The following is a 12,952-nucleotide window of genomic DNA, read 5'->3' on the forward strand; positions in this document are numbered from 1 at the left end:
CGCGCGAAACGAGAGAAGCCGCGCAGTGGCAACGCGGCTTTCAATGTGTTTCGGGGCGTGGGGTTAGCGTTTCAGAACGGCGGCCATCTGATCGGCAAACTTGGCGTTGTCCGTCTGCGTGCCCAGCGCGTCCTCTGCGGCATCCAGCAGTGCGTCCGGGACATTGCCACGCCCGCGATGTTCGATCAGACCCGCGACAAGCGGGGCCGTAAACTCGGGATGAGGCTGGATGGTCAGGATTTTGTCGCCGATCATCATGGCCGCATTGGCGCAGAAATCGGTTGAGGCGACAATCTCGGCCCCTTCCGGGGCTTCGACCACCTGGTCCTGATGCCATGCATTCAGGGCCAGTTTCTGATTTCCGAAATTATATTCGGTACGGCCGATCGACCAGCCACCGTCGAATTTCTCGACGCGGCCACCCAGCGCTTGGGCGATGATCTGGTGGCCAAAGCAGACGCCCACCAGAGGTTGGCCTGCGTCGCGAATATCGCGGATCAGTTCTTCCAGCGGCGAGATCCAGTCGTGATCCTCGTACACACCATGCTTTGAGCCAGTGATCAGCCAGCCATCGGCGTCTTGCGTGCCGGCAGGAAATTCGCCATCCACCACCGAGAAGATCTGGAAGTCGAACCCATGCCCGTCCAAGAGGCGGGTGAACATTTCGCCATAGTCTCCGACGCTGTCGCGCAGTTCGTCGGGGGAATGGCCTGCTTGCAGAATGCCGATTTTCATGTCGTACCCAAATTTGATCAAATTATTGCGCAGTCATACATGACCTACCCGAGCCTTGACGCCGGAGCAAGGGCAATTTTGCGTGATTGATCAGCGAAACAAGGTGCGCATGAAGCTCGGGCGACGCAGGACGGCCTGCGGAAGATGCCGGTTCAGGTGCTTTCCGATGCGGCCAAAGATCGTGATGACAGCGAGCGTCAGCAGGATGAAATAGAAAGCCAGGATCGGGTAGGGGACGAACGGGTTGAACGTCTTGTCCGCGAAATAGCTTGCGTAATACAGCGCGTCTCCGCGTTGCTGCCAGACCGGAAAGCCCGAGAAATAGACCAGTGCCGTGGCGTGGAACAGGAAGATCGCTTCGTTCGTATAGGCAGGCCACGCCAGACGCATCATCGATGGCCAGACAATCCGTTTGAACCGGGTCCAGCCGGTGATGCCATAGGCGTCGGCGGCTTCAAGATCGCCTTTCGGGATCGATTGCAGCGCGCCATAGAAAATTTCGGCCGAATAGGCGGTGGTGTTCAGGAACAGGACAATCGCTGCGCCCAGCCACGCCGATGTCAGCAGCGAAAAGCCCGGAACGCTCTGCTTGATCGACAGAAACACCGCATAGGCAAAGAACATCTGGATGAACAGCGGCGAGCCGCGGAAGATATAGATGAAGAATTCGGCCGGTTTGCGCAGCTTGGCCGAACCACTGTTTTTGGCGATGGCCAGCCCGGTGGCAGCGAAGAAGCCAAACAGGATCGCCACAAGTCCGAAATAAATGTTCCAGATCATGCCCGAGCCGATCAATGTGAATTGCTCGCACAGCGTATAGTCTTCGCGCGGCAATAGACGTTCACCAAGGCCGATCGAACGGAAAGCATAGTCCTGGATGGTCTGAACGCAGCTCATGTCGCAGCCTTCCGTTGCGCTTCGCCGGCGGCGGTGGCTTGCCCATGGGACAGGCGGAGGGACAGCCGTTTATACACGCGTTCGCTGATCGAGGTAAGCAGCAGGTAGAAGACCAGGAGGCCCCCGAAGTAATAGGCGTTCCAGTTTCCATGCGGAAAGTCTGTAAACTTGGCAGATTTTGTCGCCCCAAGTTCACGCGCCCAATAGACGATGTCTTCAACACCCAAAAGGAACAACAGCGGTGTGGCCTTGATCAGGATCATCCAAAGGTTCGACAGGCCGGGCAGGGCGTAGACCCACATTTGCGGAACCATGATGCGCCAGAAGGTTTGGCGGGTCGACATGCCATAGGCCTCGGCGGTTTCAAGCTGAGCGCGGGGAACGGCCTTCATCGCGCCGAACAGAACGTTGGCCGCGAAGGCTCCAAACACGATGGCGAAGGTCAAGACGGCCAGCGCAAAGCCATATGTCTCGTGCACCCATTGCGGGCTGGTCGAAAGCGGCAGTTTGGCCTGCGCACAGACCACGAAGTCATTGCCCTGACGCACCGGTTCAGACCAGTCCGAGCATTTCACCTTGTGGCGCAGATATTCGAACCCCTGATCCAGCGCGATCACGAAGAACATGAAGAACGCAATATCCGGTACGCCCCGCACAATAGCGGTATAGGACTTGCCCAAAAGGCTGATCGGCCAGATGCGCGAGCGGGCAGCCGTTGCGCCCGCAAAGCCAAACATCAACGCCACCGGCGCGGTGATTGCCAACAGCACCAGAACAATCCCGAAGGATTGATAGAACGCCATGTGCTTACCTGTGGTCAGGTAGCAGCTGAGCCAGCTTAGGCCCTCTAGCGTGGAAGGATCGGTGCAGTAGGAAAACATCGCGCGTGCAGTTTGTCCGTTGGAAAAAAGCGGGGCCCGCATGCGTCAGCACACGGGCCCGGCTATTACATTACCACTGGGAAGAAACTTCCCATTTGGCGATAAGAGTGTTCAGCGTGCCGTCGTCTTTCATCGACTGGATGGCCGCGTCGAACTTGGCGCGCAGGTCGCCGTCGCTTTCACGGATACCCATGCCAACGCCGCCGCCGATCTGCTCCATACGCTCAAGCATCACCAGACCGTCTGTACCAACCATGGTGTCGAGGAACGACTTGTCGGCCAGAACCGCGTCAGCTTCGCCGTTTTTCACAGCAGCAACGGTTTCTTCCGGGGTTGCGAATTCGACCAGCGTCCAGCCCTGTTCAGCCACGAAAGCGGCCTGAATGGTGGTCGCCTGAGCAGCCACAACACCACCAGCGGGGTCTACGTCTGCCGACATGGCAGCATAAGCCGAGGGATCTGGCGGGGTGTAGGCTTGAGTGAAGTCGATGACTTCGTCACGCTCGTCGGTGATCGACATGCCTGCGATGATGGCGTCATAGTTGCCCGACACGAGGTTCGGAATGATGGTGTCCCATTCGTTCTTCACCCACTCGCAGGTCAGCTCGGCGCGCTTGCACAGCTCGTCGCCCAGCTCGCGCTCGAAGCCGTCGATTTCGCCAGCGTCGTTCACAAAGTTCCACGGTGCATAGGCGCCTTCGGTGCCAAGGCGCACGGTGTCCGCGGCCATGGCGAAGCTAGCCGTCAGGGCCAGTGCCGCCGTCGAGACGATCAGTTTTTTCATGATTTACTCCCAGGTTACTTTTATTGGTTAGAAATTGGTCTCACACAGGGTGCGAGTGAGACAGGAATTGCTTCAGACGCTCGCTTTTCGGGTTGCCGAACAGCTCGGCCGGGGCGCCTTCTTCTTCGATCAGACCTTGATGCAGGAACACCACGTGGTCCGAAACATCATGGGCCATACGCATGTCATGGGTCACGATGATCATGGTGCGGCCTTCAGCGGCCAGATCTTTGATGACCTTGACCACCTCTTGCTCCAGCTCTGGATCCAGCGCTGAAGTGGGTTCGTCAAACAACAGCGCCTTGGGCTCCATGCACAGGGCACGGGCAATCGCAGCACGCTGTTGTTGGCCACCCGACAGCTGGGCAGGCCAGACGTCGCATTTGTCGCCAATGCCGACCTTCGCCAGATATTCGCGCGCCTTTTCCTCGACCTCGGCCTTGTCGCGGCCAAGGACGGTGACGGGGGCCTCCATCACGTTTTGCAGGATGGTCATGTGGGACCACAGATTGAACTGCTGGAACACCATCGACAGGTTGGTACGGATCCGTGTCACCTGTGCGCGATCGGCAGGATGACGGTTCAGTCCCTGACCCTTCCAGCTGATCGGCTCGCCTTCGAAACGAATGTCGCCCTGCTGGCTTTCTTCCAACAGGTTGGCGCAGCGCAGAAGGGTGGATTTGCCCGATCCGGAGGACCCGATCAGCGACACAACATGCCCGCGTGGAGCCACCAAATCGACGCCTTTCAGCACCTCCAACGCACCATAGCATTTGTGCAGGTCGCGGATTTCGATCACCGGCGTTGTGTCGGTAGGGTTCTGGTCAGAGTTATCGCGAGGCAAGAGTGGATCCGGCTAAAACAGGGTTTTGTGGTGCACGAGTAGGACGCAATTCTATTTGGATTGCAACGGCGAAATGACGGGGAAGTTACGTAAATATGGGTGGATGGTCGGTTCGCGCTGCAAAATGTCGGTTTGTGCGTCAGGGATCAACATCGGGTAGAGCGCGCATCTTTTGGCGCAGAGCCGCGCGCTCTGCGAAGAATCATGATCGGAAAGAGGTATGAGTGGCTACAGTGCCTTTGCGGCACGTTGTCGGGCCAAATTGTTGTCCAGATCGCTGATGCCCAGAAAACGTGGAATCATCCGCATCAGCGCATCTTCTTCCGAGGCACGTTCTCCGTCCGTAAGGACAACCGTCCACGCAGCTTCTAGAATGGCGATGCGGTCGTCCAAGGGGACGGCGTCTTTCACGGCATTGGTGAAACGGACGGTGTCTGGTGCGGTGGCTTCCAAGGCTTCGGCGTCGGCACGCAGGGACGCCGCATCCGTTTCTGACAGGCTGTGCCGCGTGGCCAGCACGCGGTCGATTGCGCGTTTTTCGGCGGCGTCATAGTCGTTATCCGCCCGTGCAAGCCGGACAAGAATGGCGGCCACGGCAAGGCGTGCATCCCCGTCCTGAAGCGGTTGGGGGGCGGGTTGGGTCAGTTTGTCCAGAAGCGATCGCAGCATTTGTCTAAAGTGGGCGCGGCACAACAAAAGCCAAGCCCCAGTCCTTTCACTTATCCGTCATAGCCTTCGATGATGATGAGATCCGCCACCGAAACCGGGTCGCGGAGGGACTTGGCAGCTTGATAGACGTCGCTGTTATAGCAGTCGACAGCGGCCTGATAGTCGGGGAATTCGATGACGACATTGCGCGCACGCGACTGGCCTTCGACGGTTTTGAACTGACCGCCCCGGATCAAAAAGCGCGCATCATACGCCTTGAACGCTGCCCCATTGGCTTGGACATAGTCCTGATAACGCTCAAGGTCGTCCACATCGACACGACCGATCCAATATCCTTTGGCCATCTTTGCCCCCTGTCATTCAGTTTGTCAGACTGTCCAGCGAATAGCGGATGTCGTCAATCGCAATTCCGCCGGGATCCTGATGGGTGAGGGTAATTGCCGTGATCGGCACCGAGCTGAGGAACCCGAAACTTTGTACACCATGCGTTGGTGTCAGCGTTTCAATCTGAATCAATGCGGCGTCTACATCGTAGAAGTGCAGCCACACCGGACCGGGGGCGGGGCGGCTGCCCAGCGGGTCCGCATAGTCCAGATGCAGGCGCAGGGCGAAGGACTGGATTGGGGCGTGAAAACTGATCGCCACGCTGCCTTCACCCCGGCCAGAACGTTGCGCGAACCCATCTGGCCCCAAGGGGAAAGCCGCATTCGAGCCAAAGCCCGCGTGAAAGGCGATGGCCATCGTAGGCCGCTCTGGAGGCTGTGCCACGCGCGGTGGGGAAGATGGCGCGCCGCCGAGAGCGGTGAACGTGTGGTTCTCTTCAACGCTCTGCCCAGTCAACATGGCCCCTAAAACGGCTCCTGAGGCATGGATCGCGTTTGGAACGGCCTGGCCCGGCTCGGGCAGCACAGGGAAGTCTTCGAAATCAATCACCCCGGCTGCTGTTTGGGCGACCAGATCATAGGGCACGGGGGCGATAGCGTCTGCTAGCGCCGGGCCGATGCTCAGGCAGATCGCACATAGCGCCAAAAGAGAACTTCGGGGGCCGCAGGGGGCTTTGAATTGCTGCACAGCGGGGTCCTTCACGATCACAACGACCCTAAAACTCTGACTGTGCAAAGAAAAGGGCGAGGAAAACCCCGCCCGTTTCCGAATTCCGGTGTGTATTAGACCAGCCGTTCGATGTCTTTCGCAGCGCGTACGAAATCGGCAAACAACGGCGCGGGATCGAAGGGTTTCGACTTCAGTTCCGGGTGGAACTGCACGCCGATGAACCACGGGTGATCTTCCCATTCGACGATCTCTGGCAGACGCCCATCCGGCGACATGCCCGAGAACTTCAGCCCGCAGGCTTCAAGTTGCTCGCGGTATTTTGCATCGACTTCGTACCGGTGACGGTGACGCTCTTCCAATTCGGTGCTGCCGTAAATACGCGCCACGTTCGACCCTTCGGCAAGCGTCGCGGAATAGGCGCCCAGACGCATCGTGCCGCCTTTGTCGTCACCCACCTTGCGCTTGACCTTGTAGTTGCCCTGCACCCATTCTTTCAGGTGATAGATAACGGGTGTGAAACGGGTTTGGCCGGCTTCGTGGTCGAATTCTTCTGACCCAGCATCTTTAATCCCAGCAACATTGCGCGCGGCTTCGACCACCGCCATTTGCATGCCCAGGCAGATGCCCAGATAGGGGATCTTGTGTTCGCGGGCATATTGCGCGGCTTTGATCTTGCCTTCTGTCCCGCGTTCGCCAAAGCCGCCGGGGACCAGAATGGCGTGGAAGCCTTCCAGATACGGGGCGGGATCTTCCTTGTCGAAAGGCTCGGCATCGACCCATTCCAGCTTCACGCGGGTGCGGTTGGCCATGCCGCCGTGGGTCAACGCTTCTTTGATGGACTTATAGGCGTCCTCAAGCTGCGTGTATTTCCCGACCACAGCGATTTTCACTTCGCCCTCGGCGTTGTGAATGCGATCTTCGACGTCTTCCCAGCGGCGCAGGTCGGGTTTCGGGGCGGGCGCGATCTGGAACGCATCCAGTACTGCCTGATCCAAACCTACATTGTGATACGCCATTGGTGCTTCATAGATCGACTTCAGATCATAAGCCGGGATGACGGCTTCTTGGCGCACATTGCAGAACAGGCCGATCTTGGCGCGTTCCTTGTCGGGAATCGGATGTTCCGAGCGGCAGACCAGCACGTCGGGCGCGATGCCGATCGAACGGAGCTCTTTTACGCTGTGCTGGGTCGGCTTCGTCTTCAATTCGCCGGAGGCTGCCAGATAAGGCAGAAGGGTCAGGTGCATGAAGATACACTGGCCGCGCGGACGTTCCTGGCTGAACTGGCGGATGGCTTCGAAAAAGGGCAGGGCTTCGATGTCGCCCACGGTGCCGCCGATTTCGCAGAGCATGAAATCGACTTCGTCGTCACCGATCTCGATGAAGTCTTTGATTTCATTGGTGACGTGCGGGATTACCTGAATGGTTTTGCCCAGATAGTCGCCGCGGCGCTCTTTTTCCAACACGGTGGTATAGATACGGCCCGAGCTGACCGAATCCGTGTTGCGCGCCGCCACGCCGGTGAACCGCTCATAGTGCCCAAGGTCCAGATCGGTCTCGGCGCCATCGTCGGTTACGAACACTTCGCCATGCTCGAACGGGCTCATCGTGCCTGGGTCAACGTTTAAATAGGGGTCGAGCTTGCGCAGACGCACCGTATAGCCGCGTGCCTGCAACAGTGCACCCAATGCGGCCGAGGTGAGACCCTTGCCCAAGGATGAAACAACGCCGCCGGTGATGAAGATGTAACGTGCCATGTGGTTGGCTGCCCCCGTGATACTGGCGTCGTTGCGCCGCAATAGCTTGTAAGTGGATGCGCAAACAGCAAGCAGAGAACACCGCTGCGAATCCAATCCTCACGGGATTAAAGATATAACCGATTCCGGCGTCCCGCGCAACCGGATCGTCTAGATAATGGGGCGGTGCAGCGCTCCGCCTCTAGGTGTTGTGTGGGTTGTCTATCGTCCGGTTTTTCAAGTGAAAACCGGTTCGATTGAAGATACGGGGCAGGCGAACCTGCCCGATGATCAATCCGCGCGCGGCGGGGTCAGGCTGTCGTCGGTGTTGACCGGCGGCAGCAGGTTGCTGACATCCGGAACCGCAGGCGCGGTTTCACCTTCAGCGGCAGGCGCCTCAAGACCCAGCGCATCCACGACCGAGCTGTCAGCCGAGTTCTTTGCCGAAATGATCGTCAGCGAGATCGAGGTCACCAGGAACGCAATCGCAAAACCCCAGGTCAGTTTGCCCAGGGCCGTGGCTGCACCACGTGCGGACATGACGCCGCCTCCACCGCCGCCACCAATGCCAAGGCCACCGCCCTCAGAGCGCTGCAAAAGCACGATCCCGATCAGACCAAGGGCCAGGATCAGGTGAATGACGAGGATGACGTTTTCCATATGGGGCGCTTCCCGTGGTTTGGGTTCGTTCGATCTGCCGGGGTATGTAGGCGAAAAGAACGCAGGGTGCAAGCGGCCCGAACCATGATCGCGACCTTTCTGCATTCGCAGCAAATACTCCTTTCGCTGGGGAAGATGTGCCGCTATACCGGGCCGGGTTTTCTTTGAGATAGGAAAAAGACCATGGCCAATGTCGTTGTCGTAGGCGCCCAATGGGGCGATGAAGGAAAAGGTAAGATCGTTGACTGGCTCAGCGAACGTGCCGATGTGATCTGCCGATTCCAAGGGGGGCACAATGCGGGCCATACTCTTGTTATTGACGGAGCGGTTTACAAGCTGCACGCGCTGCCCTCGGGTGTTGTGCGTGGCGGCAAGCTGAGTGTGATCGGCAACGGTGTCGTGTTGGACCCGTGGAACCTGCTGAAGGAAATCGAAACAGTTACCGCGCAAGGCGTTGATATTTCGCCGGAAACGCTGATGATCGCGGAAAACACTCCGTTGATCCTGCCCTTCCACGGCGAACTGGATCGTGCGCGGGAAGAGGCCGCATCGAAAGGCACCAAGATCGGCACCACCGGTCGCGGTATCGGTCCGTGCTATGAAGATAAAGTGGGCCGTCGCGCCATCCGCGTAGCCGATCTGGCAGACCATGCCACGCTTGAGGCCCGCGTCGACCGCGCGCTGCAGCACCACGATCCGCTGCGCAAAGGTCTGGGCATCGAGCCCATCGACCGTGACGCGCTGATCGCATTGTTGAAAGAGGTCGCGCCGGCTATCCTGAAATTTGCTGCTCCGGTCTGGAAAGTGCTGAACGAAAAGCGCAAATCTGGCAATCGGATCCTGTTTGAAGGTGCGCAAGGCGCGCTTCTGGACATTGATTTCGGCACCTATCCTTTTGTGACGTCCTCGAACGTGATCGCAGGACAGGCCGCCACCGGCGTGGGTATCGGGCCGGGCTCGATCGACTATGTTCTGGGCATCGTGAAAGCCTACACCACCCGCGTGGGCGAAGGCCCGTTCCCAACCGAACTGGACGATGATGATGGTCAGCGTCTGGGCGAACGTGGGCACGAGTTTGGCACCACCACCGGACGTAAGCGCCGCTGTGGCTGGTTTGACGCCGCTTTGGTGCGCCAGACCTGCGCCACGTCGGGCGTGACGGGGATCTCACTGACGAAACTGGACGTTCTAGACGGGTTCGAGACGCTGAAGATCTGCGTGGGCTATGAACTGGACGGCGAGCGCATGGATTACCTTCCCACCGCAGCCGATCAGCAAGCCCGTTGCACGCCGATCTATGAAGAGATGCCCGGTTGGTCAGAATCGACCGAAGGCGCACGCAGCTGGAATGATTTGCCCGCCAACGCGATCAAATACGTCAAGCGCGTGGAAGAACTGATCGAGTGCCCCGTGGCGCTTCTATCCACCAGCCCGGAACGGGATGACACCATTCTGGTGACTGACCCGTTCGCGGATTGATCTGATGGCGCTGGGATACAAGGCGCGGAAGCGACTGGCACTTCTAGTGCTGGTCGTTGGGCTGCCACTTTACATCGTCGCGGCGGTGTTCGTGGTCAGTCTGTTCAACCGTCCGCCGATTTGGCTTGAGTTCATCATCTACGCAGCGCTTGGCTTTTTGTGGATGGTGCCGCTGAAGCAGGTGTTCCTGGGGGTCGGCAAGGCGGATCCGGATGCGGATGAGGCCAGCTATCCCCATGATCCTGCAGGGAAATATGCCCTAAAGGACAAGGAAAACAACGAATAGAAAAGGCCCCGATATCGGGGCCTTTTTTGTGTCTAGAACTGTGTTCGATCAGGCGGTTTGCAACCCGCCCTTACCTAGGGTGGTATCCGCAGCGGTCAGCGAATAGCATCCCTGCGCCACCTTAATGATCTCACCTTCCCGCAGAAGACGGCCAAACGAGCGCAGCGCATCTTCGCGTGAGATCCCGCCGGGAACATCCAATTTTGTCACCAGTTTCACCACCTGAGGGCGGTTGAAATGGGTCAGTCCTGATTTCTGCGTGACGAACGATGCAGCCGCACGCAGATAGCCTTCGGTGTCATCATGGTCGATATGAGCAGCGAATGTCGTAAAGGCAGCCAGATCTGTATTGGCGGCGAAGACCGGCTCTGCATCCGAATCTGTCTCGGTCGCATCCGAGCGCTTGCGGGTCGTGCTGACATTGACGCGGCGGGGGCGAACAAGGCGGTCCCGCGGTGCCGTAACAGCTGCGTCCTGCTCGGCTTCCGTTTCTTTAACCCGTTGCTCGGAAATCAGGACCAGAGGCGAGGCGCGCTGAGGTTCCGGCGTCTTCTGTGCGGTCGCATCAGGGCTGGGGGGCTTGACGGCCTTTGCCAGATCGTTGCGATAGACTGATTTTTGCTGTTCTTCAGTGCCATCAACGGGGCCAGTTCCCTTATCGGCGCGAGTAGCCTGAACGGCGGCCTTAAGGTGGCTGATCGAGTTGCGACGACGCGAGGCATGCTGATCGTCCATATGTGTGTTGGTTTCGGCCAAAATACGGTCCAGCGCGGTATCATCACGCGCAGACTCCTGATCATCGAAGACTTGGGCGCGGCGCTCACGGCGCGCGTCCATGCGGCTTTCGGCCTCCATCGTCGACAAAAGCGCTTCGATCTCGCTGTGAAGCTCGCTGCGGGGGGCGCTGGCCGAAATATCACCTGTGATGCTGTCTCCCACCTTGGTCGAGACTTCCTGAACGGCGACGCGCAGGGAATCGTCCAGCGGTAGGGGAGGCAGCGGAGCGATAGAGGCAAATGCGGATTTGACCGCCGGTGCGGGGTCGCCCTTTGCGACATGTCCGGCGCGGGTTTCCGCCTCGACCTGAGCCAACTCAGCGGCCAGTTCGGCCTCTTGCTCGGCGGTCAATGCAGGCTCTTGTACTGCTGCCGTTTCTACGGATGCATCAACGTCAATTTCGGTCACGTCTTCGATGCTGTCAGTTGTAGGCGTGTTTGTTTGCGAGATGACGACGTTTTCCTCACCGTCGCTGCGGCGCTTACGTTTAACACGCAGGACGCGCGAAACGTTGCCAGCCTCGCCCGCTGTGCTTTCGCGACGATCGGTGTCTTCAGCTTGCAGCGCGACCAGTGCGGTATCGACGACCGCTTCTTCGCCAAGATCGAGCACCGGAGCCTGCTCATTTGCTTCAGGCGCCGCATCATCGTTCATTGCGATCTGATCTTTTACGCGCTGGCGCTTGGCTTCGCGCCCTGCAGTTTCCGATACGGTATCTTCTTCAGCTACTACATCCGCTGCACGCGCATGATTGCTGATCAGCTCTTCGAAATCGTCCAGATCATCCAGATCCGTCAGCGCCGATTTCTCCGAGCCAGCGGCGTGCTCGTCTTCCAGAAACTCGTCCGAGGTCGGCACATCGCTCATCGCGGCTGCGCGCAGTCGGGACAGTTTCGACAGCGCATCGTCTTCGCTCAGATCATGTTCCGCACCCGCGTCGTCTTCACGTTCCTCAGACAGTGTGCCCATTGCGACAACTTTGGCTGTCTGTGTGGCGGGCTTATCGTCGTCACTTTCTGACTGGACAGTCGCGTGCGTCTTCAGGTCTTCGGCGCTTTGGCGCAGGATGATGCCCTTATCCTCGATCTCGGCATCCACCTGTTTCAGGGATTCACGCTCGGCAATCTGGTGCAGAACAGATGCATCGGGTGCAACGGGTTCTGCGCCGAACGAGCGGTCTTGCTCGGCCAACCCACGGAAGTATTCGGCAATCGATTTCATGGCGCCAAACGGATCATCAAATCCTTCCAGCGTGCAGGAAAACGTGCCATAGGAAACCGTGAGGATCTTGTTGTTGTTAACCATTAAAAATTTACCTTCTCAACCAGAACGACGACAACGATACATCTAACTACAATGCTGCTTAAATTGCGCAAAAGCGCGATGCGGAAAGTACATTTCTGTGTCGGAAATGTGGCGATTGTGCGGAGAGAGGTCAAAATACTAACCATGGGTTGTCGAGTTCTACGTCTGGATGAAGGGGTTACGCTGCTAGGTGGTGGTCAATCATCCGCGAAAGACATCGCTGAATCGTTAAGAGTGGCTCCAAATCTGTTTGGCGTTGATGGCGGGGCAAACCGCGCAGTGTCTCTGGGCCTTGATATCTTGGGGGTTTCGGGGGATTTCGATTCCATATCCGATGCGACGCGTGCGGAGCTCGACCCCTCGATTCTAATCGAAACCCCAGACCAAAACAGGACGGATTTCGACAAGGCTTTGGATCTGGTAGACGCCCCGGTGATCCTGTGCGCGGGCTTTACTGGCAAGCGCATGGATCACCAGCTGGCCTGTTATTCGGTTTTGGTGCGTCGGGCGCGGAAGCCAGCGATTCTTTTGGGCGAGGAAGATGTCTGTTTTCACCTGTCCCACGAGGTCACTCTGGACCTACCCGCAGGCACGCGGCTGTCGCTGTTCCCGATGGCCCGCGTGGTGGCGAATTGCACCGGTTTACGCTGGCCGGTCGAGGGGCTGGAACTCGCGCCATGGGGGCAGATCGGCACCTCGAACGAGGTGACGGAAAGCCCAGTAACCCTATCTGCCGAGGGCGAGGGGCTTTTGGTGATCCTGCCCCGCGCGTTCCTGACACAGGTCGTACGGGCCCTGTGGCAGGGCGACCCGGCGCGCTGCCCCTAGGCCCGGAAACTCAGGGGG

The 12,952-nt window shown here is 58.6% G+C and carries 14 protein-coding genes; 3 read left to right on the top strand and 11 right to left on the bottom strand.

All coding sequences use genetic code 11. The annotated features are described in order from the left end of the window. Nucleotides 1-63: 63 nt before the first annotated feature. The 10 genes from MWU53_RS02405 to secG all read right to left on the bottom strand — a co-directional run bounded on the left by MWU53_RS02405 (nucleotide 64) and on the right by secG (nucleotide 8,259). Entirely contained in the window at nucleotides 64-735 is a 672-nt protein-coding gene (locus MWU53_RS02405; protein ID WP_247090086.1) for a type 1 glutamine amidotransferase, read from the bottom strand. Nucleotides 736-825: 90 nt separating this feature from the next. Next, nucleotides 826-1,632: an ABC transporter permease subunit gene (locus MWU53_RS02410; protein ID WP_247090088.1), complete on the bottom strand. Its 807-nt coding sequence runs from the start codon at nucleotides 1,630-1,632 to the stop codon at nucleotides 826-828. After that, nucleotides 1,629-2,513: an ABC transporter permease subunit gene (locus MWU53_RS02415; protein WP_247090514.1), complete on the bottom strand. Its 885-nt coding sequence runs from the start codon at nucleotides 2,511-2,513 to the stop codon at nucleotides 1,629-1,631. Before MWU53_RS02415 ends, MWU53_RS02410 begins: the two co-directional genes overlap by 4 nt. Before the next feature lie 70 nt (nucleotides 2,514-2,583). Beyond that, nucleotides 2,584-3,297: a transporter substrate-binding domain-containing protein gene (locus MWU53_RS02420; RefSeq protein WP_247090090.1), complete on the bottom strand. Its 714-nt coding sequence runs from the start codon at nucleotides 3,295-3,297 to the stop codon at nucleotides 2,584-2,586. A gap of 40 nt (nucleotides 3,298-3,337) precedes the next feature. Next, a complete protein-coding gene (locus MWU53_RS02425) occupies nucleotides 3,338-4,141 on the bottom strand; it encodes an amino acid ABC transporter ATP-binding protein (protein WP_281501265.1) in 804 nt (267 codons plus the stop codon). A 228-nt stretch (nucleotides 4,142-4,369) separates the two neighbouring features. Beyond that, nucleotides 4,370-4,810, bottom strand: a complete 441-nt coding sequence (locus MWU53_RS02430) for a TerB family tellurite resistance protein (RefSeq protein ID WP_247090093.1) — start codon at nucleotides 4,808-4,810, stop codon at nucleotides 4,370-4,372. 50 nt (nucleotides 4,811-4,860) lie between these two features. Then, entirely contained in the window at nucleotides 4,861-5,154 is a 294-nt protein-coding gene (locus MWU53_RS02435) for a DUF1330 domain-containing protein (protein WP_247090095.1), read from the bottom strand. A 16-nt stretch (nucleotides 5,155-5,170) separates the two neighbouring features. Beyond that, complete coding sequence (locus tag MWU53_RS02440) at nucleotides 5,171-5,881, bottom strand: hypothetical protein (protein WP_247090098.1); 711 nt, start codon at nucleotides 5,879-5,881, stop codon at nucleotides 5,171-5,173. A gap of 95 nt (nucleotides 5,882-5,976) precedes the next feature. After that, entirely contained in the window at nucleotides 5,977-7,620 is a 1,644-nt protein-coding gene (locus MWU53_RS02445; protein WP_247090100.1) for a CTP synthase, read from the bottom strand. Nucleotides 7,621-7,890: 270 nt separating this feature from the next. Further along, nucleotides 7,891-8,259, bottom strand: a complete 369-nt coding sequence (gene secG / locus MWU53_RS02450; RefSeq protein ID WP_247090102.1) for a preprotein translocase subunit SecG — start codon at nucleotides 8,257-8,259, stop codon at nucleotides 7,891-7,893. 183 nt (nucleotides 8,260-8,442) lie between these two features. Here secG and MWU53_RS02455 point away from each other — a divergent pair, with 183 nt between their 5' ends. Together MWU53_RS02455 and MWU53_RS02460 are read left to right on the top strand one after the other, a co-directional pair. After that, complete coding sequence (locus MWU53_RS02455; protein WP_247090104.1) at nucleotides 8,443-9,738, top strand: adenylosuccinate synthase; 1,296 nt, start codon at nucleotides 8,443-8,445, stop codon at nucleotides 9,736-9,738. Between the two features lie 4 nt (nucleotides 9,739-9,742). Further along, the gene (locus MWU53_RS02460) at nucleotides 9,743-10,024 is read left to right on the top strand and encodes a DUF2842 domain-containing protein (protein ID WP_247090106.1); all 282 of its coding nucleotides are present in this window, start codon (nucleotides 9,743-9,745) and stop codon (nucleotides 10,022-10,024) included. Nucleotides 10,025-10,072: 48 nt separating this feature from the next. Here the strand turns inward: MWU53_RS02460 and MWU53_RS02465 are convergent, their stop codons facing one another. After that, nucleotides 10,073-12,106 (bottom strand): hypothetical protein, encoded by a 2,034-nt coding sequence (locus MWU53_RS02465; protein ID WP_247090108.1) that lies wholly within the window; start codon nucleotides 12,104-12,106, stop codon nucleotides 10,073-10,075. A 144-nt stretch (nucleotides 12,107-12,250) separates the two neighbouring features. On the opposite strand from MWU53_RS02465, the gene MWU53_RS02470 reads away from it, so the two are divergent. After that, a complete protein-coding gene (locus MWU53_RS02470) occupies nucleotides 12,251-12,934 on the top strand; it encodes a thiamine diphosphokinase (RefSeq protein ID WP_247090110.1) in 684 nt (227 codons plus the stop codon). The last annotated feature ends 18 nt before the right edge of the window (nucleotides 12,935-12,952 follow it).

It is taken from the genome of Aliiroseovarius sp. S1123, from assembly GCF_023015885.1.
Classification (GTDB): Bacteria; Pseudomonadota; Alphaproteobacteria; order Rhodobacterales; family Rhodobacteraceae; genus Aliiroseovarius.

What these genes read in the sequence shown, in the direction of transcription:
- MWU53_RS02405 (WP_247090086.1), bottom strand. Translation starts at nt 735, where the DNA reads ATGAAAATCGGCATTCTGCAAGCAGGCCATTCCCCCGACGAACTGCGC.
- MWU53_RS02410 (WP_247090088.1), bottom strand. Translation starts at nt 1,632, where the DNA reads ATGAGCTGCGTTCAGACCATCCAGGACTATGCTTTCCGTTCGATCGGC.
- MWU53_RS02415 (WP_247090514.1), bottom strand. Translation starts at nt 2,513, where the DNA reads ATGTTTTCCTACTGCACCGATCCTTCCACGCTAGAGGGCCTAAGCTGG.
- MWU53_RS02420 (WP_247090090.1), bottom strand. Translation starts at nt 3,297, where the DNA reads ATGAAAAAACTGATCGTCTCGACGGCGGCACTGGCCCTGACGGCTAGC.
- MWU53_RS02430 (WP_247090093.1), bottom strand. Translation starts at nt 4,810, where the DNA reads ATGCTGCGATCGCTTCTGGACAAACTGACCCAACCCGCCCCCCAACCG.
- MWU53_RS02435 (WP_247090095.1), bottom strand. Translation starts at nt 5,154, where the DNA reads ATGGCCAAAGGATATTGGATCGGTCGTGTCGATGTGGACGACCTTGAG.
- MWU53_RS02445 (WP_247090100.1), bottom strand. Translation starts at nt 7,620, where the DNA reads ATGGCACGTTACATCTTCATCACCGGCGGCGTTGTTTCATCCTTGGGC.
- secG (WP_247090102.1), bottom strand. Translation starts at nt 8,259, where the DNA reads ATGGAAAACGTCATCCTCGTCATTCACCTGATCCTGGCCCTTGGTCTG.
- MWU53_RS02455 (WP_247090104.1), top strand. Translation starts at nt 8,443, where the DNA reads ATGGCCAATGTCGTTGTCGTAGGCGCCCAATGGGGCGATGAAGGAAAA.
- MWU53_RS02460 (WP_247090106.1), top strand. Translation starts at nt 9,743, where the DNA reads ATGGCGCTGGGATACAAGGCGCGGAAGCGACTGGCACTTCTAGTGCTG.
- MWU53_RS02465 (WP_247090108.1), bottom strand. Translation starts at nt 12,106, where the DNA reads ATGGTTAACAACAACAAGATCCTCACGGTTTCCTATGGCACGTTTTCC.
- MWU53_RS02470 (WP_247090110.1), top strand. Translation starts at nt 12,251, where the DNA reads ATGGGTTGTCGAGTTCTACGTCTGGATGAAGGGGTTACGCTGCTAGGT.